Origin of the sequence: Mycobacterium senriense, from assembly GCF_019668465.1 — a bacterium.
GTDB lineage: Bacteria > Actinomycetota > Actinomycetes > Mycobacteriales > Mycobacteriaceae > Mycobacterium > Mycobacterium senriense.
Map to the genome: position 1 here is coordinate 2,958,969 of NZ_AP024828.1, position 22,238 is coordinate 2,981,206.

18 protein-coding genes are annotated in these 22,238 nt (G+C 68.5%); 10 read left to right on the forward strand and 8 right to left on the reverse strand.

Going from position 1 to position 22,238, the window contains the following annotated elements; translation table 11 throughout:
* Positions 1-2: 2 nt before the first annotated feature.
* Positions 3-851, reverse strand: a complete 849-nt coding sequence (locus MTY59_RS14320) for an LLM class F420-dependent oxidoreductase (protein ID WP_221041734.1) — start codon at positions 849-851, stop codon at positions 3-5.
* 255 nt (positions 852-1,106) lie between these two features.
* On the opposite strand from MTY59_RS14320, the gene MTY59_RS14325 reads away from it, so the two are divergent.
* The 7 genes from MTY59_RS14325 (at position 1,107) to MTY59_RS14355 (ending at position 10,148) form a co-directional block, all read left to right on the forward strand.
* Complete coding sequence (locus MTY59_RS14325; RefSeq protein WP_221041735.1) at positions 1,107-2,018, forward strand: DUF5336 domain-containing protein; 912 nt, start codon at positions 1,107-1,109, stop codon at positions 2,016-2,018.
* A gap of 47 nt (positions 2,019-2,065) precedes the next feature.
* The gene (locus MTY59_RS14330) at positions 2,066-3,484 is read left to right on the forward strand and encodes a cell division protein PerM (RefSeq protein ID WP_221041736.1); all 1,419 of its coding nucleotides are present in this window, start codon (positions 2,066-2,068) and stop codon (positions 3,482-3,484) included.
* A gap of 62 nt (positions 3,485-3,546) precedes the next feature.
* The gene (purN, locus tag MTY59_RS14335; RefSeq protein ID WP_221041737.1) at positions 3,547-4,194 is read left to right on the forward strand and encodes a phosphoribosylglycinamide formyltransferase; all 648 of its coding nucleotides are present in this window, start codon (positions 3,547-3,549) and stop codon (positions 4,192-4,194) included.
* On the forward strand, positions 4,191-5,774 hold the full coding sequence (gene purH, locus MTY59_RS14340; RefSeq protein WP_221041738.1) for a bifunctional phosphoribosylaminoimidazolecarboxamide formyltransferase/IMP cyclohydrolase: 1,584 nt from the start codon (positions 4,191-4,193) through the stop codon (positions 5,772-5,774). Before purN ends, purH begins: the two co-directional genes overlap by 4 nt.
* A gap of 90 nt (positions 5,775-5,864) precedes the next feature.
* Positions 5,865-7,250, forward strand: a complete 1,386-nt coding sequence (locus tag MTY59_RS14345) for a sigma 54-interacting transcriptional regulator (RefSeq protein WP_221041739.1) — start codon at positions 5,865-5,867, stop codon at positions 7,248-7,250.
* A complete protein-coding gene (locus MTY59_RS14350) occupies positions 7,243-9,222 on the forward strand; it encodes a vWA domain-containing protein (RefSeq protein WP_221041740.1) in 1,980 nt (659 codons plus the stop codon). The genes MTY59_RS14345 and MTY59_RS14350 overlap by 8 nt, the downstream gene beginning before the upstream one ends.
* A 77-nt stretch (positions 9,223-9,299) precedes the next feature.
* Positions 9,300-10,148, forward strand: coding sequence for an aldo/keto reductase (locus MTY59_RS14355; RefSeq protein WP_221041741.1), 849 nt, complete (start codon positions 9,300-9,302; stop codon positions 10,146-10,148).
* Positions 10,149-10,157: 9 nt separating this feature from the next.
* Here MTY59_RS14355 and MTY59_RS14360 read toward each other — a convergent pair whose 3' ends face one another.
* From MTY59_RS14360 to MTY59_RS14390, 7 genes are all read right to left on the reverse strand, one after another.
* The gene (locus MTY59_RS14360) at positions 10,158-10,760 is read right to left on the reverse strand and encodes a DUF1707 SHOCT-like domain-containing protein (protein WP_221041742.1); all 603 of its coding nucleotides are present in this window, start codon (positions 10,758-10,760) and stop codon (positions 10,158-10,160) included.
* 132 nt (positions 10,761-10,892) lie between these two features.
* Entirely contained in the window at positions 10,893-11,726 is an 834-nt protein-coding gene (locus MTY59_RS14365; RefSeq protein ID WP_221041743.1) for an enoyl-CoA hydratase family protein, read from the reverse strand.
* Entirely contained in the window at positions 11,726-12,892 is a 1,167-nt protein-coding gene (locus MTY59_RS14370; protein WP_221041744.1) for an acyl-CoA dehydrogenase family protein, read from the reverse strand. The genes MTY59_RS14365 and MTY59_RS14370 overlap by 1 nt, the downstream gene beginning before the upstream one ends.
* Complete coding sequence (locus MTY59_RS14375) at positions 12,889-14,877, reverse strand: ATP-binding protein (protein ID WP_221041745.1); 1,989 nt, start codon at positions 14,875-14,877, stop codon at positions 12,889-12,891. The genes MTY59_RS14370 and MTY59_RS14375 overlap by 4 nt, the downstream gene beginning before the upstream one ends.
* A gap of 5 nt (positions 14,878-14,882) precedes the next feature.
* Complete coding sequence (locus MTY59_RS14380) at positions 14,883-16,472, reverse strand: acyl-CoA carboxylase subunit beta (RefSeq protein ID WP_221046443.1); 1,590 nt, start codon at positions 16,470-16,472, stop codon at positions 14,883-14,885.
* A gap of 2 nt (positions 16,473-16,474) precedes the next feature.
* A complete protein-coding gene (locus MTY59_RS14385) occupies positions 16,475-17,623 on the reverse strand; it encodes an acyl-CoA dehydrogenase family protein (RefSeq protein WP_221041746.1) in 1,149 nt (382 codons plus the stop codon).
* Positions 17,620-19,359: an acyclic terpene utilization AtuA family protein gene (locus MTY59_RS14390; protein WP_221041747.1), complete on the reverse strand. Its 1,740-nt coding sequence runs from the start codon at positions 19,357-19,359 to the stop codon at positions 17,620-17,622. Before MTY59_RS14390 ends, MTY59_RS14385 begins: the two co-directional genes overlap by 4 nt.
* A gap of 271 nt (positions 19,360-19,630) precedes the next feature.
* On the opposite strand from MTY59_RS14390, the gene rpmF reads away from it, so the two are divergent.
* From rpmF to MTY59_RS14405, 3 genes are all read left to right on the forward strand, one after another.
* Entirely contained in the window at positions 19,631-19,804 is a 174-nt protein-coding gene (rpmF, locus tag MTY59_RS14395; RefSeq protein ID WP_003872812.1) for a 50S ribosomal protein L32, read from the forward strand.
* 111 nt (positions 19,805-19,915) lie between these two features.
* Positions 19,916-20,605: a response regulator transcription factor gene (locus MTY59_RS14400; protein ID WP_221041748.1), complete on the forward strand. Its 690-nt coding sequence runs from the start codon at positions 19,916-19,918 to the stop codon at positions 20,603-20,605.
* A gap of 16 nt (positions 20,606-20,621) precedes the next feature.
* Positions 20,622-22,190: a HAMP domain-containing sensor histidine kinase gene (locus MTY59_RS14405; RefSeq protein ID WP_221041749.1), complete on the forward strand. Its 1,569-nt coding sequence runs from the start codon at positions 20,622-20,624 to the stop codon at positions 22,188-22,190.
* The last annotated feature ends 48 nt before the right edge of the window (positions 22,191-22,238 follow it).

Consider the following 22,238-nt stretch of genomic DNA (forward strand, 5'->3'; position numbering starts at 1 on the left):
TGTCAGACCAGGGCGGCGAGCTTGCCGGCCAGCCGCTCGACGTAGGCGGCGACCTCGTCCTCGGATTTGTCCGGCAGCCCGAACAGCACCTCGGTCACCCCGAGCTCGGCCCACTTGGCGAGCTTCTCGGGCACCGGCTTGAAGTCCAGCGCCACGATCTGCGGGGCGCCGTCGCGGCCCGCGGCCGCCCAGGTGTCCTGCAGCAGCTTCACCGGCTCGTCGATGTCGAAGTCGCGCGGAGTGGTGATCCAGCCGTCGGCGCTGCGGGCGATCCACTTGAAGTTCTTCTCGGTGCCCGCGGCGCCCACCAGCACCGGGATGTGCGACTGCACCGGCTTGGGCCAGGCCCAGCTGGGGCCGAACTTCACGAACTCGCCGTCGTACTGGGCTTCCTCTTCGGTCCACAGCGCCCGCATCGCCTCGAGGTATTCGCGCAGCATGGTGCGGCGCCGGCCCGGTGGCACGTTGTGGTCGGCCAGTTCGTCGGTGTTCCAGCCGAACCCGACGCCCAGGCTGACTCGTCCGCCCGACAGGTGGTCAAGGGTGGCAATACTTTTCGCTAGGGTGATCGGGTCGTGCTCGACCGGCAGGGCCACCGCGGTGGACAGCCGCACCCGCGAGGTGACCGCGCACGCGGCACCCAAACTTACCCATGGGTCTAGTGTCCGCATGTAGCGATCGTCGGGCAGCGATTCGTCGCCCGTCGTGGGATGCGCCGCCTCGCGCTTCACCGGGATGTGAGTGTGTTCTGGCACGTAGAAGGTCTGAAAGCCATGGTCGTCGGCGAGCTTCGCGGCCTTCGCCGGGGAGATGCCGCGATCGCTGGTAAAAAGCACAAGCCCGTAATCCATGCAGAGAATTAGAACGTGTTCTACCTCCGCGGGGCAAGCCGTTGTGACACGGACCGTCTCGCGAGGGGCTCGCGGCGCCGCCTGGCGTGGGCCGCGCCGTCCAAGCCGGTGGCGGCGGCACAGGTTGCCGCACGTGCGCTAGCGTGGGTGATCGACCGCGTCGCTAACGCAGCGAGGCGCCTGGAAGCACAGCGTTGCACTGCAACCGTGGCGACCGCTAGGCAGTTCAAGGCACTGGAAGCAACAGGAGGAGCCATGACCTACTCTCCCGGAAGCCCGGGCTATCCACCGGCGCAACCCGGCGGCAGCTATGCGGGTGCCACACCGTCCTTCGCCAAGGACGACGACGGAACGAGCAAGCTGCCGTTCTACCTGAACATCGCGGTGGTTGTGCTGGGGCTGGCGGCGTACCTGCTGAACTTCGGACCCACCTTCACCATCGGCGCCGACCTCGGCCCGGGCATCGGTGGGCGCGCCGGCGACGCGGGCACCGCGGTGGTGGTTGCCGTGCTGGCCGCGCTGCTCGCCGGGCTGGGCCTGCTGCCAAAGACTAAGAACTACCCGGGGATCGTCGCGGTGATCGCGGTCCTGGGTGCGTTGCTGGCCATCACCGAGACGATCAACCTGCCCGCCGGTTTCGCGATCGGCTGGGCGATGTGGCCGCTGGTGGCGGCCGTCGTGCTGCAGGCGATCGCCGCGGTCGTCGTGGTCCTGCTGGAGTCCGGGGTGATCACCGCGCCGGCGCCGCGGCCCAAGTACGACCCCTACGCGCAGTACAACCAGCAGTACGGGCAATACGGCCAGTACGGTCAGCAGCCCTACTACGGACAGCAGGCGGGCCAGCAGCACGGGGGCCAGCAGCAGTCGCCGCAGGGATACGGGTCGCAGTACGGCGGCTATTCGCCCGGCGCGGCGCCCACCCATAGTGGCGCGCACACCGGCGGTTTCGGCGCGCAGCCGTCGCCGCAGTCGGGTCCCCAGCCGTCCGCGCAGCAGCATGGCCCGTCCACGCCGCCCACTGGCTTCCCCAGCTTCAGCCCGCCGCCGAACGCCGGCGGATCGGATGCCGGTTCGGCGACCACGAACTTCTCCGAGCAGGGTGGGGGCCAGCAGTTCGGCCAGGAGCAGCAGTCGGGGTCGTCACCGTCTGGGCCAGCGCCCTCCTAACCGTGCGCTGTCGCGCCTAGTCGGGGACGTGCCCCAGAGTGACACGGGTGGAGGACAACCGGGCAGCGGGCGCTCGCCAGGCGCGTGACCTAGTCAGGGTCGCGTTCGCGCCGGCAGTGGTGGCGTTGGTCATCATCGCCGCGGTCACGCTGATCCAGTTGTTGATCGCCAACAGCGACATGACCGGCGCGCTGGGCGCCATCGCCAGCATGTGGCTGGGCGTGCACCAGGTCCCGGTCTCGATCGGTGGCCGCGAACTCGGGGTGATGCCGCTGCTGCCGGTCCTGTTGATGGTCTGGGCGACCGCGCGCAGCACGGCGCGTGCCACCACACCCCACTCGTCGTGGCTGGTCGTCCGCTGGGTCGTCGCCTCGGCGCTGGGCGGCCCGCTGCTGATGGCGGCGATCGCCCTGGCGGTCATCCACGACGCGTCCTCGGTGATCACCGAGCTGCAAACACCCAGCGCGCTGCGCGCGTTCCTCAGCGTGCTCGTGGTTCATGCCGCCGGCGCCGGTATCGGTGTGTGGTCCCGGGTGGGGCCGCGCGTGCTGGCGGCCGCGTCGCTGCCGTTCTGGCTCGGCGACTCCGTGCGCGCCGCATCCGCCGGTCTGCTGGCGTTGCTCGGGCTGTCCGGGCTGGTGGCGGCCGGATCGTTGGTCGTGCACTGGTCGACCATGCAGGAGCTCTACGGCATCACCGATTCGATCTTTGGTGAGTTCAGCCTCACCCTGCTGTCAATGCTCTACGCGCCCAACGTGATTGTGGGCACCGCGGCGATGGCCGTCGGCTCCAGCGCGCACATCGGGTTCGCGACCTTCAGTTCATTCACCGTGTTCGGTGGCGATATCCCGGCCCTGCCGGTGCTGGCCGCGGTCCCCAGGCCACCGTTGGGACCGGTTTGGGTGGCGCTGCTGATCGTCGGCGCGTCCTCCGGCGTGGCGGTCGGCCAGCAATGCGCCCGGCGTGCGCTGCCGCTGCTCCCCGCCGCGGCCAAGCTCCTGGTCGCCGCGGTCGGCGGGACGCTGGTGATGTCGTTGCTCGCTTACGCCGGCAGCGGCCAGCTGGGCAACTTCGGCCACGTCGGCGTGGACCAGGGCGCGTTGCTCGTCGGCGTCTTCTTCTGGTTCGCGGTCGTCGGCGGGATCACTGTGGTGATGAGCGGCGGGATCATGCGCCGTCCCCGAAGGATCAAGCCCAGGCGCGCACCGGTCCCGGCCGTCGAGGAACCCGCGGACCTCGCGGGCGTTTTCGACGATCGGCTGCCCGACGGCGCGGAGGGGGACGACGCGATCCCGGCGGATTCGGCCGACTCGGGCGACATGCCTGCGGGCGATGGGGGCGACGTGCCTGCGGAGGACGTGGTCGCCTCTGCCGACCCAGCCGACGCCGACGCGCCGGCCGATGGTGACGTGCCGGCCCCCGCCGAACCGGAGCGAGGCGCGCCCGAGCGAGATTCCGGGGATTAGGGCAATTCCCCTGCGGCCAGCCTGATCGTCGGCGCGATGACGTCGCCAGTAGGCTCGCCGATGTGGTCGAACCGCTCCATGTGCCCCCGAATGCACCGGCGCGGGTAGTGGTGCTGGCGTCGGGCACCGGGTCGCTGCTGAATTCGCTGCTGACGTCGGCCGTCGCGGACTACCCGGCCCGGGTGGTCGCCGTCGGTGCCGACCGCGACTGCCTGGCCACCGAGATCGCCGCGGCCGCGTCCGTGCCCGCCTTCACCGTCCGGCTCGGCGATCACCCGGACCGCGACACCTGGGACACCGCCATCACCGAGGCCACCGCCGCGCATTCACCCGACTTGGTGGTCTCCGCCGGATTCATGAAAATACTTGGGCCGCAGTTTCTTTCGCGGTTCTACGGCCGCGTCATCAACACCCATCCGGCGCTGTTGCCGGCGTTTCCGGGCGCGCACGGAGTGTCCGACGCGTTGGCCTACGGTGTGAAGGTCACAGGCTGTACGGTGCACCTGGTAGACGCAGGGACGGACACCGGGCCGATCCTGGCGCAGGAATCCGTTCCGGTGCTCGACGGCGACACCGAAGAGACTCTGCATGAACGCATCAAAGTCACCGAACGCAAGCTCCTGGTGGACGTGGTGGCCGCGATCGCAACCGGCGGCCTGACCCTGGTCGGGAGAACAGCGACGATCGGACGAAAGGCGACGAACCGATGAGCACCGACGACTGGCGCGAAGACGCCAAACGGCCGATCCGGCGCGCCTTGATCAGCGTGTACGACAAGACCGGACTGGTCGACCTCGCCCAGGGCCTGGCGGGCGCGGGCGTCGAGATCGTCTCGACCGGGTCCACCGCGAAGGTCATTGCCGACAAAGGCATTCCGGTGACCCGGGTCGAGGAGCTGACCGGTTTTCCCGAAGTCCTCGACGGCCGCGTCAAAACCCTGCACCCGCGCGTGCACGCGGGACTGCTGGCGGACCTTCGCAAGCCCGAGCACGCCGCCGCGCTCGAGGAACTCGGGATTGCGGGCTTCGAGCTCGTCGTCGTCAACCTGTATCCCTTCACCGAGACCGTCGACTCGGGGGCAAGCATCGACGAATGCGTTGAACAGATCGACATCGGTGGCCCGTCGATGGTGCGGGCCGCGGCGAAAAACCACCCCAGCGTGGCGGTGATCACCGACCCGCGAGGTTACGACGGAGTGCTCGCCGCGGTGCGCGACGGCGGCTTTACCCTCGGCGAGCGTAAAAAGCTGGCCTCGCTGGCGTTTCAGCACACCGCCGAGTACGACATCGCGGTCGCGAGCTGGATGGAGTCGACGCTGGCTCCCGAGCACCCGCCGACGACCTTCCCGAAGTGGTTGGGCCGCAGCTGGCGCCGTTCGGCGATGCTGCGCTACGGCGAGAACCCGCACCAGCAGGCGGCGCTGTACAGCGACCCGGGTGCGTGGCCGGGGCTGGCGCAGGCCGAGCAGTTGCACGGAAAAGAGATGTCCTACAACAACTTCACCGATGCGGACGCGGCCTGGCGGGCCGCCTTTGACCACGAGCAGACCTGCGTGGCAATCATCAAGCACGCCAACCCATGTGGGATCGCCATCTCGTCGGCATCGGTCGCGGACGCACACCGCAAGGCGCACGAGTGCGATCCGCTGAGCGCCTTCGGCGGGGTCATCGCGGCCAACACCGAAGTCAGCCTGGAGATGGCCGAGTACGTCAGCACCATCTTCACCGAGGTCATCGTCGCGCCCGCCTACGAGCCGGCCGCGCTGGAGGTGCTGACCCGCAAGAAGAACATCCGGGTGCTGGTGGGCTCGGAGCCGCTGAGCGGTGGCACCGAGCTGCGGCCGATCAGCGGCGGCCTGCTGGTGCAGCAGCGCGACGAGCTCGACGCGCACGGGGACAACCCGGTGAACTGGACCCTGGCCACCGGTTCACCCGCCGATCCGGCGACGCTGGCCGACCTGGTGTTCGCCTGGCGCGTCTGTCGCGCGGTGAAATCGAACGCGATCGTGATCGCCGGCGGGGGCGCCACCATCGGTGTCGGCATGGGTCAGGTGAACCGGGTCGACGCCGCCCGGCTGGCCGTCGAACGCGGCGGTGACCGGGTGCGCGGCGCGGTCGCGGCCTCGGACGCGTTCTTCCCGTTCCCCGACGGACTCGAGACGCTGACCGGCGCCGGCGTGAAGGCGATCGTGCACCCCGGCGGATCGGTGCGCGACGACGAGGTGACCGCGGCGGCCGCCGACGCCGGCATTTCGCTCTACCTCACCGGGGCGCGCCACTTCGCGCACTAGCCACGGTGTGCGCGCGGGCGGCGCGGGTGTCAATACGCGTGTAGTGAACGCCCTTGGTATGACTCGTCTGAGCGCGCGTCGTAGCGTGGAGTGGTGACGTCACCGAGCAACCTGCCCCGCACAGTCGGCGAACTGCGTGCCTCCGGTCATCGCGAACGGGGTGTCAAGCAGGAAATACGCGAAAATCTGCTCACCGCATTGGCCGAGGGTGATGACATCTGGCCGGGCATTCTGGGATTCGACGACACCGTCTTGCCCCAGCTGGAGCGGGCGCTGATCGCGGGCCACGACTTCGTTCTGCTCGGTGAACGCGGCCAGGGCAAGACCCGGCTGCTGCGTGCGCTGACCGGATTGCTCGACGAGTGGACGCCGGTGATCGCCGGGGCCGAACTGGGTGAGCACCCCTTCTCGCCGATCACGCCGGAGTCCATCCGCAAGGCCGTCACCCTGGGCGACGACCTGCCGATCGAATGGAAGCATCGCAGCGAGCGCTACACCGAAAAGCTCGCCACCCCCGACACCAGCGTCGCCGACCTGGTCGGCGACATCGACCCGATCAAGGTCGCCGAGGGCCGCAGCCTGGGAGACCCGGAGACCATCGCCTACGGCCTGATCCCGCGCGCGCACCGCGGCATCGTCGCGGTCAACGAACTGCCCGACCTCGCCGAGCGCATCCAGGTGTCGATGCTCAACGTGATGGAGGAACGCGACATCCAGGTCCGCGGTTACACGCTGCGCCTCCCGCTGGACGTGTTGGTGGTCGCCAGCGCCAACCCCGAGGACTACACCAACCGGGGCCGCATCATCACCCCGCTCAAAGACCGTTTCGGCGCGGAGATCCGGACCCACTACCCGCTCGAGCTCGACGCGGAAGTCGGCGTGATCGCGCAGGAAGCGCACCTGTCGGCCCAGGTTCCCGACTACCTGATGCAGGTCATCGCGCGCTTCGCCCGCTACCTGCGGGAGTCCAATTCCGTCGATCAACGCTCCGGGGTGTCGGCACGGTTCGCGATCGCCGCCGCCGAGACCGTGGCCGCCGCCGCGCGGCATCGCGGTGCGGTGCTGGGGGAGACCGATCCGGTGGCCCGGGTGGTCGACCTGGGCACGGTGATCGACGTCCTGCGCGGCAAGCTGGAATTCGAGTCCGGCGAGGAGGGCCGCGAGCAGGCCGTGCTCGAACACCTGCTGCGGCGCGCGACCGCGGACACCGCGTCGCGGCTGCTGGGCGGCATCGACGTCGGTTCGCTGGTGAGCGCGGTCGAGGGCGGTTCGGCGGTGACGACGGGCGAGCGGGTATCGGCCAAGGACGTGCTGGCCGCCGTCCCGAACCTGCCCGTGGTGGACAAGATCGCGGTCAAGCTCGGCGCGCAGTCCGAAGGCGAACGCGCCGCGGCGCTGGAACTGGCTCTCGAGGCCCTGTATCTGGCCAAGCGCATCGACAAGGTATCCGGGGAGGGTCAAACCGTCTATGGCTAAAGGGCATTCCTCACGCTACTCGGCGTACACCGGCGGCCCCGACCCGCTGGCCCCGCCGGTGGATCTGCGCGAGGCGCTCGAACAGATCGGCCAGGATGTCATGGCCGGCACGTCGCCGCGCCGTGCGCTGTCGGAGCTGCTGCGCCGCGGCACCAAGAACATGCCCGGTGCCGACCGGCTGGCCGCCGAGGCCAACCGGCGGCGACGGGATTTGTTGCGGCGCAACAACTTAGACGGAACCCTGCAAGAGATCAAGAAACTCCTCGATGAGGCCGTGCTGGCCGAACGCAAGGAGCTGGCCCGCGCGCTCGACGACGACGCCCGGTTCGGCGAACTGCAACTGGACGCGCTGCCGTCGTCGCCGGCCAAGGCCGTCCAGGAGCTCTCCGACTACAACTGGCGCAGCGGCGAGGCGCGCCAAAAGTACGACCAGATCAAGGATCTGCTCGGCCGCGAAATGCTCGACCAACGCTTCGCGGGCATGAAGCAGGCCCTGGAAGGCGCCACCGACGAGGATCGCCAGCGGGTCAACGACATGGTCAACGACCTCAATGACCTGCTGGACAAGCACGCCCGCGGCGAGGACACCCAGCAAGACTTCGAAGACTTCATGGACAAGCACGGCGAGTTCTTCCCGGAGAACCCGCGCAACGTCGATGAGTTGCTGGATTCCCTGGCCAAGCGCGCCGCCGCGGCCCAGCGTTTCCGCAACAGCCTGAGCGCCGAGCAGCGCGCGGAGCTGGATGCGTTGGCGCAGCAAGCTTTTGGCTCGCCCTCGCTGATGCAGGCGCTGAACCGGCTCGATGCGCACCTGCAGGCGGCACGGCCGGGGGAGGACTGGAGCGGGTCCGAGCAGTTCTCCGGTGACAACCCGTTCGGGATGGGGGAGGGCACCCAGGCGCTGTCCGATATCGCCGAGCTGGAGCAGCTGGCCGAGCAGCTCTCGCAGAGCTATCCGGGCGCCACGATGGACGACGTCGACCTGGACGCGCTGGCGCGCCAGCTCGGTGACGAGGCGGCCGTCGACGCCCGCACCCTGGCCGAATTGGAACGCGCACTGGTCAATCAGGGGTTCTTAGATCGCGGCTCCGACGGCCAGTGGCGGCTGTCGCCGAAGGCCATGCGCCGACTCGGTGAGACGGCGCTACGCGATGTGGCACAACAGCTTTCCGGGCGCCGTGGGGAGCGCGACCATCGGCGTGCGGGAGCGGCCGGCGAACTCACCGGCGCCACCCGGCCCTGGCAGTTCGGCGACACCGAGCCGTGGAACATCTCCCGCACGTTGACCAATGCCGTTCTGCGGCAATCGGGAACCGCCACCCCGGACGGCCCGGACGGACGGTTGAAGATCACCGTCGACGACGTCGAGGTCTCCGAGACCGAGACGCGTACGCAGGCCGCGGTCGCGCTGCTGGTCGATACCTCGTTCTCCATGGTGATGGAGAATCGCTGGCTGCCCATGAAGCAGACGGCGCTGGCGCTGAACCATCTGGTGTGCACGCGCTTTCGCTCGGATGCCTTGCAGATCATCGCTTTTGGGCGATACGCCCGGACGGTGACCGCCGCCGAGCTCACCGGGCTCGAGGGCGTTTACGAGCAGGGCACCAACCTGCATCACGCGCTGGCGCTGGCCGGTCGCCATCTGCGCCGCCATCCCAACGCGCAGCCCGTGGTGCTGGTGGTGACCGACGGTGAGCCGACCGCGCACCTGGAGGATTTCGACGGCGACGGCACGACCGTGTTCTTCGACTATCCGCCGCATCCGCGGACCATCGCCCACACCGTGCGCGGCTTCGACGAGATGGCGCGGCTGGGCGCCCAGATCACCATCTTCCGGCTAGGCAGCGACCCGGGCCTGGCGAGATTCATCGACCAGGTCGCCCGGCGGGTCGAGGGACGGGTCGTGGTACCCGATCTCGACGGCTTGGGAGCGGCCGTGGTCGGCGACTACCTGCGGTCCCGCCGCCGCTAACCGCCGGGTTGGCAACCCCGATCTCGGGGTAGCTGTGCTTTGGACTGGGTACAGGCAGTTGGAGAAGGAGGAGACGTATGAGCCAGGTTCCAACGATCGAACTCAATGACGGTGTCGGCATTCCGCAACTGGGTTTCGGGGTGTTCCAGATCAAGCCCGACGAGACCGCGGCGGCGGTGAGGACGGCGCTCGACATCGGATACCGCCACATCGATACGGCCGAAATGTACGGCAACGAAAAGGAAGTCGCGCAAGGCATTCGCGATGCGGGTCTCGACCGCGGCGATGTCTTCGTCACCAGCAAGCTCAACAACGGATTTCACAAGCCCGACGATGCGCGCCGCGCCTTCGACGAGACGCTGAAGAACCTGGATTCCGACTACGTCGATTTGTTCCTCATCCACTGGCCGCTGCCCACCCTCTATGACGGCGACTTCGTCTCGACGTGGAAGGTGTTCGAGGAGTTCGCGCGCGACGGACGCGCTCGCAGCATCGGTGTGTCGAATTTCCAAGTCGCACATCTGGATCGGCTCGCCAACGAGACCGACACCGTCCCTTCGGTCAACCAGATCGAAGTCCATCCCTATTTTGGCAACGACGAAGTCCGGGCCTACGGGCGTGAGCATGGCATCGCCACCGAGGCGTGGGCGCCGATCGCGCAGGGCAGGGTGCTCGACGATCCGGTGATCAACCGCGTCGCCGAGGCCCGCGGCAAAACCGCCGCGCAGGTGGTGTTGCGCTGGCACATTCAGCGGGGCGACATCATCTTCCCGAAATCGGTGACGCCGGAACGGGTCAAGGCCAACTTCGAGCTGTTCGACTTCGAGCTGGACGACTCCGACATGGACGCGATCTCCGCGCTGAACAAGGGTGAGTCGGGACGCAACGGCCCCAACCCTGACACGTTCGATTACGTGCCCGACTGACGGCTGCTGCTACCCGCGCGGCCGGCGGGCCTTGCGGATGATGCCGACCCCGCCCCACAGCGAGAAGCCACGAATGTGGACGGTCGGCGCCCCGGGCGTGCCCTTGCCGACGACGGCGCGGTCGAAGTTGCCCATCACGCCGCGGCCGTGCACCTCGACGTTGACCTCGGGCGGCAGCAAAATGTTCTGCACACCCATAATCGACATCGCATGAATGTCGACCTCAGTCGAGGTGAAGTCGGCGTAGCGCAGATCGACCACCCCGCTGCCCCACAGGGTGAACGTGGTGAGCTTCTTCGGGACGTTCCATCGGCCGCGGCGCTCGAAGCCGCTCATCAATGCGAGCAGTAGCGTCGACGGCGCCGGGTTTTGCTTGCCGCCGCGGCGGGGGCTGATCGGCGTCCCCTGCAAGTCGGCCCGTAGCTGATCCAGTTCCTCGTACGTCGTCGCCGCATACGCCCTGGTCAGGCGATCCTCGTAATCGTTGAGCTGCAGGCGGCCCTGCTCGGCCGCATACGCGAGCAACTGCGCAATCTGGATGCGATCGGTGTCAGCCGCGCGCGACGGCTCGCCGCGCGTGTCCTCCGCATCCCGTTGCGTTGAGTTGCTCATCACCACGAGCCTACGACGTCCAGGTTTTGCTGCAAGAGGATTGGCTAAACTGCAACCTTGCGCCGGCCCGGGTCGCGCCGCCCGCCATCCGGCCGGACCCTTTGTTTGACATCTGGCTAACTTCTCAGCTGGCTAACTCGTCCAGTTGGGCGGCCGCTTCTCCAGGAACGCCAGCATGCCTTCACGAGCTTCGTCGGACACGAACAGCCGGGCCGATTCCTGGGCGAGCCGCTCGGCGTCGCGGTCGAACCCGTCCAGCACCGCGGCAGTGGTCAGTGCCTTGGAGGCCGCGAGGCCCTGCGGCGAACCACGGCCGATGTCCGAGACCAGTTTGGCGACCGCGGCGTCGACATCCTCGGCGGCCTCGGTGATCAGTCCGATCTCTGCCGCCCGGCCGGCGTCGAACCTCTCGCCGGACAGGTAGTAGCGCGCCGCGGCCCGCGCCGACAGTTTCGGCAGCAGCGTCAACGAGATGATCGCCGGGGCGACGCCGATCCGGGCCTCGGTCAGCGCGAAGGTGCTGCGCGGGCCGGCGACCGCGATATCGCAGGCACCCACCAGACCGAATCCGCCGGCACGGACGTGCCCGTTGATCGCGGCGATCACCGGCAGCGGCGAGGAGACGATGGCCCGCATCAAGGCGGCCATCTCCCGGGCCCGGTCGACGGCCATGTCGTATGCCGACGGTGGCGACCCGCTTCGCCCGGGTACGCCGCCCTCGCGATCGCCACTGGGGTCGCCCCCGCCGGCCTCGCTCAGATCCGCACCGGCACAAAAGGTGCCGCCGGTGTGGCCCAGCACCACCACCCGCACGGCCGGGTCCGCCGACGCGTCGCGCAGGCCCTGATGCAGCTGGTTCACCAGCACGGAGGACAGCGCGTTGCGGTTGTGCGGTGAGTTAAGCGTCAGCCGCGCGTACGGGCCGCCCGTGTCGGCGGGTCCGGCGTATTCGACGAGCGCGTCCATCAGTAGCTTCGGGGCAGGCCCAGCGATGTCTGCGCGACGAAGTTCAGCACCATCTCCCGGCTGACCGGAGCGATGCGGCCCAGCCGTGCCGAGGCGAGCATCGCGGCCACGCCGTACTCCTTGGTCAGCCCGTTGCCGCCCATCGACTGCACCGCCTGGTCCACCGACCGCGTGGCCGCCTCGGCCGCAGCGTATTTCGCCATGTTCGCGGCCTCGGCCGCACCCATGTCGTTGCCCGAGTCGTAGAGCGTGGCGGCCTTCTGCAGCATCAGCTTGGCCAACTCAACCTCGATGTGGCACTGCGCCAACGGATGTGACAGGCCCTGGTGCGCGCCGATCGGCGTGCCCCACACCTGACGGGTCTTGACGTAGTCCGCGGCCTTGTTGAGGGCGAACCGTCCCATCCCGACCGAGCTCGCCGCGCCCATGATGCGTTCGGGGTTGAGCCCGGCGAAAAGCTGTGCGATGGCGGCATCTTCGGCGCCGACCAGCGCGTCGCTGGGCAGCCGAACGTCGTCGAGGAAGACCTGGAACTGGCGTTCGGGGCTGATCAGTTCCATTTCGATTGGCGTGTAGGTGAATCCGGGCGCGTCGGTGGGCACCACGAACAGCGCGGGGCGCAGCTTGCCGGTCTTGGCCTCCTCGGTGCGGGCCACCACCAGCACCGCCTGCGCCTGGTCGATTCCGGAGATGTAGACCTTCTGGCCCTTGAGGATCCAGTCGCTGCCGTCGCGGCGGGCGGTGGTGGTGATCTTGTGCGAGTTGGAGCCGGCGTCGGGTTCGGTGATGGCGAACGCCATCGTCAGCGTGCCGTCGGCGATGCCCGGGATCCAGCGCTTCTTCTGTTCCTCGGTGCCGAACTTGCTGATGATGGTGCCGTTGATGGCGGGCGAGACCACCATCAGCAACAGCGCGCTACCCGCGGCCGCCATTTCCTCCATGACCAGCGACAGCTCGTACATTCCGGCGCCGCCACCGCCGTACTCCTCGGGCAGGTTCACCCCGAGGAAGCCGAGTTTGCCGGCCTCGGACCACAATTCGTCGGTGTGCTCGTGGGCGCGGGCCTTGCGCAGGTAGTACTCGCTGCCGTAGTTGGCTGCCCACGCCGCCACCGATTTGCGTAGGGCCTGACGCTCCTCGCTCTCGATGAAGCTGGTGTCGGTCATGCTTGATCCCCTTCTGATTGCGGCGCTTCCACTCTTGCCAGCACGGCGCCGACTTCGACTTGCTGACCGGTCTTGACGTTGAGTTCGGCGAGTACCCCGTCGACCGGGGCGGCGATGGTGTGTTCCATCTTCATGGCTTCCAGCCAGATCAGTGGCTGGCCGGCGGTGACGGTGTCGCCGATCGCCGCGCCGAGGCGGATGACGCTGCCGGGCATGGGTGCCACCAGCGAGCCCTTTTCGACGGTCGAACCCGGTTCGGGGAAGCGCGGCAGCGCGATCAGGTGCACGGGTCCGCGTGCGGAATCGACGTAAACGTCGGAATCGGCCGCGTGGTAGCACCGCACCGAGAAGCTGTGATCGACGCCGTCGGCCCGCAACACGACGTCCTCGGCCGTGGCCGACACCAGCTGCACCGATGTGTCGTCGGGGAGCGCCAATCCGGTTCTGCCGAACCGGTATTGAACCCGGTGCTCGTCACCCTGGTCGTCGCGATAGTCCTTGACCTGATGGCCCGACGCCAGGTTGCGCCAGCCACTGGGAACGGCGCCCATCACCGGGGCAACGGCGCGGTTGTGCGCGGCGTCGGCGAGCGCGGCCGCGATGGCGGACAGGCGGACCACCGCGGCGTCGCCCAGCGGCGCCGCCAGCCGCGCCAGGTCGTGGGTATCGAAAAACGCGGTGTCGGTGGCACCGTCGAGGAACGCCGGATGCCGCAGCACGTTCACCAGCAGATCGCGGTTGGTGCGCACCCCGTGCACGTGGGCGCGGGCCAGCGCGTCGGCGAGGACCAGCGCCGCCTGGCGGCGCGTCGGGGCGTAGGAAATGACCTTGGCCAGCATCGGGTCGTAGTGGATCGAGACGGTGAATCCGTCGACGATGCCGGAATCCAGCCGAATCCCGGTCCGGTGCCCCAGCGAGCTGAATTCGGTCCGGACCGACGGCACGTCGAACGCGTGCACCAGGCCGGCCTGCGGCTGCCAGTTCTTGGCGGGGTCCTCGGCGTACAGACGTGCCTCGATCGAATGTCCTTGGGCAATGGGCGGTTGCGCGTCGAGACGCTCGCCGTCGGCGACGGCGAGCTGCAGTTCGACGAGGTCGAGCCCGGTGGTCTCCTCGGTGACCGGGTGTTCGACCTGCAGCCGGGTGTTCATCTCCAGGAAGTAGAACTCGCCGTCGTCGTCGGCCAGGAACTCCACCGTCCCGGCTCCGGTGTATCCGATGGCTTCGGCGGCCAGCCGGGCCGCGTCGAACAGCTTGGCGCGCATGCCGGGTGTGCGCTCCACCAGCGGCGAGGGCGCCTCCTCGATGATCTTCTGGTGGCGGCGCTGAATCGAGCATTCGCGTTCGCCGACCGCCCACACCGTGCCGTGGGTGTCGGCCATGACCTGGACCTCGATGTGATGCCCGGTGGGCAGATAGCGCTCGCAGAACACGGTCGGGTCACCGAATGCGGACTGCGCCTCGCGGCTCGCCGCCGCGACTTCGCCCGCCAGAGCGGATAATTCGCGGACCACCCGCATGCCGCGGCCACCGCCGCCGGCGGAGGCCTTGACCAGCACCGGCAGCTGGCCCTCGGTCACGGTGTCGGGGTCGAGCTCGTCGAGCACCGGCACCCCGGCCGCGGCCATCAGCTTCTTGGACTCGATCTTGGAGCCCATCGCGCGCGCCGCATCCACCGACGGGCCTACCCACGCCAGGCCCGCGTCCTGGACGGCGGCCGCGAATTCAGCGTTCTCCGAGAGGAACCCGTAGCCGGGGTGTATCGCGTCGGCGCCCGCGGCGCGGGCGGCCGCGATGACCGCCGCGGCGTTGAGGTAGTCGTTGGTCTTGTCCAGCCGCACCCGGGCGTCGGCCTCGGCGACGTGCGGCGCGCCGGAGTCGGGATCGGTGTAGACCGCGACGGTGCCCAGGCCGAGCCGGCGGCAGGTGGCGAACACCCGCCGGGCGATCTCGCCCCGGTTGGCGACCAGAACTCGAGTGATCATGGGGCTCACATCCGGAAGACGCCGAAGTTCGACGTTCCCTTGATCGGGCCATTGGCGATGGCGGACAGACACATTCCCAGTACGGTGCGGGTGTCGCGCGGGTCGATCACCCCGTCGTCGTAGAGCATCCCGGACAGCACGAGCGGCAGCGACTCGGCTTCGATCTGGCCCTCGACCGCGGCCCGCATCGCCGCGTCGGCCTCCTCGTCGACCTGCTGGCCGCGCGCCTCGGCGGCCGCGCGGGCGACGATCGACAACACCCCCGACAGCTGGGCACCACCCATCACCGCGGACTTGGAGGTCGGCCACGCGAACAGGAACCGCGGATCGTAGGCGCGACCGCACATGCCGTAGTGGCCCGCGCCGTAGGACGCGCCGATCAGCAGCGAGATGTGCGGGACGGTCGAATTGGACACGGCGTTGATCATCATCGAGCCGTGCTTGATCATCCCGCCCTCTTCGTAGTCCTTACCCACCATGTAGCCGGTGGTGTTGTGCAAGAACAACAGTGGCGTGTCGGAGCGGTTGGCCAGCTGGATGAACTGGGTGGCCTTCTGGGACTCCTCGCTGAACAGCACGCCGCGCGCGTTGGCCAGGATGCCGATCGGATAGCCGTGTAACCGGGCCCAGCCCGTCACCAACGACGACCCGTACAGCGGCTTGAATTCGTCGAATTCGGAGCCGTCGACGATCCGGGCGATCACTTCCCGCGGATCGAACGGGATGCGCAGATCCGCGGGCACGATGCCGATGAGTTCTTCGGTGTCGAACAGCGGTGCGGTGACCGGTTTGGGCTTCGGCCCCTGCTTGACCCAGTTGAGCCGGGCGACGACGCGGCGCCCGATCCGGATCGCGTCGAGTTCGTCGACGGCGAAGTAATCGGCCAAACCCGATACCCGGGCGTGCATTTCGGCGCCGCCGAGCGATTCGTCGTCGGATTCCTCACCGGTGGCCATCTTCACCAGCGGGGGACCCGCGAGGAAGACCTTGGAACGTTCCTTGATCATCACCACGTGGTCGGACATGCCCGGGACGTAGGCGCCGCCCGCGGTGGAATTGCCGAATACCAATGCGATGGTGGGGATGCCGGCCGCCGATAGCCGGGTCAGGTCGCGGAACATCCGCCCGCCCGGAATGAAGATCTCCTTCTGCGTGGGCAGGTCCGCGCCGCCGGATTCCACCAGGGAGATGACCGGTAGCCGGTTCTCGAAGGCGATCTGGTTGGCACGCAGGATCTTCTTCAGGGTCCACGGGTTGCTGGTGCCGCCTTTGACCGTCGGGTCGTTGGCGACGATCATGCATTCGACGCCTTCGACCACGCCGATGCCGGTGACCGTGCTGGCGCCGACCTTGAAGGCGCTGCCCCACGCCGCCAGCGGACTGAGCTCCAGGAACGGTGAGTCCTGGTCGACGAGCAACTCGATGCGTTCGCGCGCAGTCAGCTTCCCGCGATCATGATGGCGCTCAACATATTTGGCCCCGCCACCGGCCAGCGCATTGGCCAGCTCGACATCGATCTCCTCGAGCTTGGTGATCGCCGCCGCCGCCGCGTCGGTGAAGACGGGGGCCTCGGCGTCGAGGGTGGACTGCAGCACGGTCATGATTGGAATCCCAGCAGTTTGGCGGACAGTGCGGTCAGGATTTCGGTGGTCCCGCCGCCGATGCCGAGGATTCTCATGTCCCGGTATTGGCGTTCCACCTCGGATTCGGCCATGTAACCCATGCCGCCGAACAGCTGGACGGCTTGATTGGCCACCCATTCGCCGGCCTCGACGGCGGTGTTCTTGGCGAAACAGACCTGCGGAATCAGGTTGGTCTCGCCGGCGAGCTGCCGCTCCACCACGCTGCGCGAATAGACCCGGGCGACGTCGATGCGACGGGCCATCTCGGCCAATGTGTTCTGCACCGACTGCCGCGATATCAACGGGCGACCGAACGTTTCGCGGTCGCGACACCATTGCACCGTAAGGTCCAGGCACCGCTGCGCGCTCGAATATGCCTGTGCGGCAAGGCCAATGCGCTCCGAGACGAAGGCCTGCGCGATCTGGGCGAAGCCGCTGTTCTCGGCGCCGACCAAATTGGCCACCGGCACCCGGACGTCGGTGTAGGACAGCTCGGCGGTGTCCGAGGATCGCCAGCCCATCTTGTCCAGCTTGCGGGTCACCTCGAAGCCCGGCGTGCCCTTCTCGACCGCGAGCAGTGAAACGCCGCCCGCGCCGGCGCCTCCGGTGCGCACCGCGGTGACCACGTAGTCGGCGCGGACCCCGGAGGTGATGTAGGTCTTGGCACCGTTGACGACGTAGTGGTCAGCGTCGCGCACAGCTGCGGTCCGCAGATGCCCGACGTCGGAACCGCCGCCGGGCTCGGTGATGGCCAGCGAACCGATCATCTCGCCGGCCAGCGTCGGGCGGACGAACTCATCGATCAGCCGCTGGTCGCCGGAGGCGATCATGTGCGGAACCGCGATGCCGCAGGTGAACAGCGACGCGAAGACACCGCCCGGCGCTCCGGCCTGATGCATCTCCTCGCAGATGATCACCGCGTCGGCGCCGTCACCGCCACCACCGCCGACCGACTCGGGGAAGCCAGCACCCAGCAGCCCGGCGGCCCCGGCGCTGCGGTGCAATTCGCGCGGCAGGTCGCCGGTGCGCTCCCACTCGTCGACGTGGGGCAAGATCTCGCGTTCTGCGAACGAGCGCACCGTCTTTCGCAGCTGTTCGCGCTCGGGCGTGGTCCAGATGGTCACAGCAAATTCTCCGGGATGTCGAGGTATCGGCCACGGAGCCATTCGCCCAGCCCCTTGGCCTGGGGATCGAATCGAGCCTGGTAGGCGACGCCCTGGCCGAGGATGCCGTCGATGACGAAGTTGACCGCCCGCAGATTCGGCAGCAGGTGTCGGGTGACGTCGAAATCCGCCGCCTCGGGCAGCAGCTCCTTGAGCAGCTCGACGGTCAAAGTGTTGGCCAGCCATCGCCATTGCTCGTCGGTGGGCACCCAGACCCCGACGTTGGCCGAGCCGCCCTTGTCGCCGCTGCGCGCCCCGGCGATGCGGCCCAACGGCGCCCGCCGGGTCGGCCCGTCGGCCAGCGGTTCCGGCAGCGGGGGCGTGGCGGCCGGGGTCAACTCCAAAGTCTCTGTGGCGCAGGGAATCTCAACGCGGGATCCGTCGGCGTGTACCGCGACGTGCGGTACCTGATCGGCGGCGACATAACCGGGCGTGAACACGCCGTAGACCTGGCCGTCGGCCGGCGGAGCCGTCACGTGAAATCCCGGATAGCTGGCCAACGCCAATTCAACAGCGGCGGAAGAGAATTGGCGCCCGACATTGGCGGGGTCGGGGTCGCGCACCACACAGTGCAGCAGGGCGCTGGCGGCCTCTTCGGTGTCGGCGTCGGGGTGGTCGGTGCGGGCCAGCGACCACTGCAGTTCGGCGGGCTTGACGGTGAGCGCGGCGTCGAGTTGCCGGCGCACCAAGTCGGCCTTGGCCTCGATGTCCAGGCCGGTCAACACGAAGGTCATCGAGTTGCGGAACCCGCCGATGCTGTTCATCGACACCTTGTAGGTGGGTGGCGGGGCTTCGCCGCGCACCCCGCTGATGCGCACCCGGTCGGGCCCGTCGGACGACAACTCGACGCTGTCCATCCGGGCGGTGACGTCGGGATTGGCGTAGCGGGCCCCGGTGATCTCGTAGAGCAGTTGGGCGGTGACGGTGTCGACGCTGACCAGGCCGCCGGTGCCCGGGTGTTTGGTGATCACCGAGGATCCGTCGGCGCTGACCTCGGCCAGGGGGAAACCGGCGTGCAGGAGCCCGGAGGACTCCGGGATTTCCGTGAAGAACGAGTAGTTGCCGCCGGTGGCCTGGACGCCGCATTCGATGACGTGGCCGGCGACCACGGCGCCGGCGAGCCGGTCGTAGTCGGTGCGGTCCCACCCGAAGTGCGCGGCGGCCGCCCCGACGATCACCGAGGCGTCTGTGACGCGGCCGGTCACGACGACGTCGGCGCCGTCGTCGAGGCAGTCGACGATTCCCCAGGCGCCCAGGTACGCGTTCGCGGTCAGCGGGCTGCCCAGGCCAAGATCGGCGGCACGCGACAGCAGGTCATCGCCCTCCACGTGAGCGATCCGGGCGTCGATGCCCAGCCGCTCGGCCAGCGCGCGTATCGCGTCGGCCAGGCCGGCCGGGTTGAGGCCACCTGCGTTGGCGACGATTCGGACCCCGCGGTCGCGGGCCTCGCCTAGGCAGTCCTCGAGTTGGGTCAAAAAGGTCTTCGCGTAGCCGCGCTCGGGGTGTTTCATCCGGTCGCGGCCCAGGATCAGCATGGTGAGTTCGGCCAGGTAGTCGCCGGTGAGGTAGTCGACCTCGCCGCCGGTGAGCATCTCGCGCATGGCCGACAGCCGGTCGCCGTAGAACCCCGAACAGTTCGCGATCCGGACGGCGCCGGAACTGCCCAAAGCGCCGGAAGCGCCGGAAGCAGAGGCCATGCCTGTCCTCCATTCGGGGATTCACCGGTTCGGACCAACCAACCAACCGGTAGGTTATCGGGTACCGCCGGTGTCACGTCAAGGATCCCACTTCGGGACGGGGTGCCCTCGGCGCGCCCGCAGGCGCGGGGGATCGGCGCGTGGGCGTCCATTTTGGCCACAGGCGGACCAGCGACTATCCTGATGTGCGATCGTCGCCCGTTCGGCCCACCGGCCACGCCGCGCGACATGCCGAACCAGCAAGTCCCACATCGAGGAGTTAGGCCCGACCATGGCCGTACCCAAGCGCAGAATGTCGCGCGCGAACACCCGTAGCCGGCGCGCGCAGTGGAAGGCCGAGAAAACCGAGCTTGTCGGTGTGACGGTCGCAGGTCAGCGGCACAAAGTGCCCCGGCGGCTGCTCAAGGCGGCCCGCCTCGGTCTGATCGACCTCGACCGCCGCTAGCCCGATGGCGGCGGCCCGCTGCACCCGGCTTCGCCGCGCTTGCGACCCCCGCTAGCCCCTCCCGGCGCGCCTCTCAGGTCAGTCTCAGGCGGTGGGACGAAACTAGGGGCCGTGCGAATACTGGTCGTCGACGATGATCGCGCCGTGCGCGAGTCGCTACGTAGGTCGTTGTCCTTCAACGGCTACTCCGTTGAGTTGGCCCATGACGGGGTCGAAGCCCTCGAACTGATCGCGAACGAGCGGCCCGATGCCCTCGTCCTGGATGTGATGATGCCGCGCCTGGACGGCCTCGAGGTGTGCCGTCAGCTCCGCAGCACCGGCGACGACCTGCCCATCCTGGTGCTCACCGCGCGTGATTCGGTATCGGAGCGGGTCGCCGGCCTGGACGCCGGCGCCGACGACTATCTGCCGAAGCCGTTCGCCCTGGAAGAGCTGTTGGCCCGGATGCGCGCGCTGTTGCGCCGCACCAAGCCCGAGGACGAGGACGCCGATTCGGTGGCGATGACGTTCTCCGACCTGACGCTGGACCCGGCCACCCGCGAGGTCACCCGCGGACAGCGCCGGATCAGCCTGACCCGCACCGAATTCGCGCTGCTGGAAATGCTGATCGCCAATCCGCGCCGGGTGCTCACCCGCAGCCGCATCCTCGAGGAGGTCTGGGGGTTCGACTTCCCCACCTCGGGCAACGCGCTGGAGGTCTACGTGGGCTACCTGCGGCGCAAAACCGAAGCCGACGGGGAGTCGCGGCTGATCCACACCGTGCGCGGCGTGGGTTACGTCCTTCGGGAGACGCCCCCGTGACGATGCGGGTCCCTCGATGATCCGGTTCCCCCGGCCTCAACGTCCACCGATGCGCCCACCGTTGCGCGCAACGCCCTCCCTGTCGTTGCGGTGGCGGGTGATGCTGCTGGCCATGTCGATGGTGGCCATGGTCGTGGTGCTGATGGCCTTCGCCGTCTACGCCGTGATCTCGGCCGCGCTGTACAGCGACATCGACAACCAGCTGCAAAGCCGGGCACAGCTGCTGATCGCCAGCGGTTCACTGGCCGCCGACCCCGGCAAAGCCATCGAGGGCACCGCCTATTCCGACGTCAACGCGATGCTGGTGAACCCGGGCCACGCGATCTACACCGCCCAGCAGCCGGGTCAGACCCTGCCGGTCGGCTCGCCGGAAAAAGCGGTCATCCACGGTGACTTGTTCATGTCGCGGCGCACCGCCGGCGACCAGCGAATCCTCGCCGTGCACCTGCAGAACGGCACCTCGCTGCTGATCTCCAAGAGCCTCAAGCCCACTGAAGCGGTGATGAACCGGCTGCGCTGGGTACTGCTGATGGTCGGCGGTGTGGGTGTGGCGGTCGCCGCGGTGGCGGGTGGCATGGTCACCCGGGCCGGGTTGCGCCCGGTGGCACGGCTGACCGAAGCGGCCGAGCGGGTCGCGCGCACCGATGACCTGAGACCCATTCCCGTGTTCGGTAGCGACGAACTGGCAAGGCTCACCGAGTCGTTCAACCTGATGCTGCGCGCGCTCGCCGAGTCCCGGGAGCGGCAGGCACGGCTGGTCACCGACGCCGGGCATGAACTGCGCACCCCGCTGACGTCGCTGCGGACAAACGTCGAGCTGCTGATGGCCGCGATGGAGCCGGGGGCGCCGCGCCTGCCCGAGCAGGAGATGGTTGACCTGCGCACCGATGTCATCGCGCAGATCGAGGAATTGTCAACGCTGGTCGGCGATTTGGTGGACCTCACCCGGGATGACGCCGGCCAGGTGGTGCACGAACCCGTCGACATGTCCGAGGTCGTCGATCGCAGCCTGGAGCGAGTCAGGCGGCGGCGCAACGACATTCACTTCGACGTGGACGTGACGCCGTGGCAGATGTACGGCGACGCCGCCGGGTTGTCGCGCGCGGTCCTCAACCTGCTCGACAACGCCGCCAAGTGGAGCCCGCCCGGTGGGCACGTCGGTGTCACAATGCGCCAGCTCGACCCGTCGCACGCGGAGCTGGTGATCGCCGACCAAGGTCCCGGCATCCCGCTCGAGGAGCGCCGCCTGGTGTTCGAGCGGTTTTACCGTTCGACGACGGCACGCGCCATGCCTGGCTCCGGACTCGGGCTCGCCATTGTCAAAAAGGTCGTGCTCAACCACGGGGGACTGCTGCGCGTCGAGGACACCGTTCCGGGCGGCCAGCCCCCGGGCACGTCCTTCTATGTGCTGCTGCCCGGCCGGCCGCTGCCCGCCTCGACGTACGCCACAGCCGCCGACGATGCGGAAACCGACCAGGTGGACGCCGCCACCGGCCCCACTCGAGCGGTGACCGACGACGAGGCGAACTCTCGGGAATCGGCGAACGTTATCTCAGTGGACTCTCAGTCCGCGCGGGCAAGGTAGGTCTGCGGCTACTGTTGAACCCAGCCGTCGACTTGCCGAAACACTGAG

Bases quoted from the DNA above. Each gene is read 5' to 3' on its own strand.
- MTY59_RS14320 (WP_221041734.1), bottom strand. From the start codon at position 851: ATGGATTACGGGCTTGTGCTTTTTACCAGCGATCGCGGCATCTCCCCG.
- MTY59_RS14325 (WP_221041735.1), top strand. From the start codon at position 1,107: ATGACCTACTCTCCCGGAAGCCCGGGCTATCCACCGGCGCAACCCGGC.
- purH (WP_221041738.1), top strand. From the start codon at position 4,191: ATGAGCACCGACGACTGGCGCGAAGACGCCAAACGGCCGATCCGGCGC.
- MTY59_RS14350 (WP_221041740.1), top strand. From the start codon at position 7,243: ATGGCTAAAGGGCATTCCTCACGCTACTCGGCGTACACCGGCGGCCCC.
- MTY59_RS14355 (WP_221041741.1), top strand. From the start codon at position 9,300: ATGAGCCAGGTTCCAACGATCGAACTCAATGACGGTGTCGGCATTCCG.
- MTY59_RS14360 (WP_221041742.1), bottom strand. From the start codon at position 10,760: ATGAGCAACTCAACGCAACGGGATGCGGAGGACACGCGCGGCGAGCCG.
- MTY59_RS14365 (WP_221041743.1), bottom strand. From the start codon at position 11,726: ATGGACGCGCTCGTCGAATACGCCGGACCCGCCGACACGGGCGGCCCG.
- MTY59_RS14370 (WP_221041744.1), bottom strand. From the start codon at position 12,892: ATGACCGACACCAGCTTCATCGAGAGCGAGGAGCGTCAGGCCCTACGC.
- MTY59_RS14375 (WP_221041745.1), bottom strand. From the start codon at position 14,877: ATGATCACTCGAGTTCTGGTCGCCAACCGGGGCGAGATCGCCCGGCGG.
- MTY59_RS14390 (WP_221041747.1), bottom strand. From the start codon at position 19,359: ATGGCCTCTGCTTCCGGCGCTTCCGGCGCTTTGGGCAGTTCCGGCGCC.
- rpmF (WP_003872812.1), top strand. From the start codon at position 19,631: ATGGCCGTACCCAAGCGCAGAATGTCGCGCGCGAACACCCGTAGCCGG.
- MTY59_RS14405 (WP_221041749.1), top strand. From the start codon at position 20,622: ATGATCCGGTTCCCCCGGCCTCAACGTCCACCGATGCGCCCACCGTTG.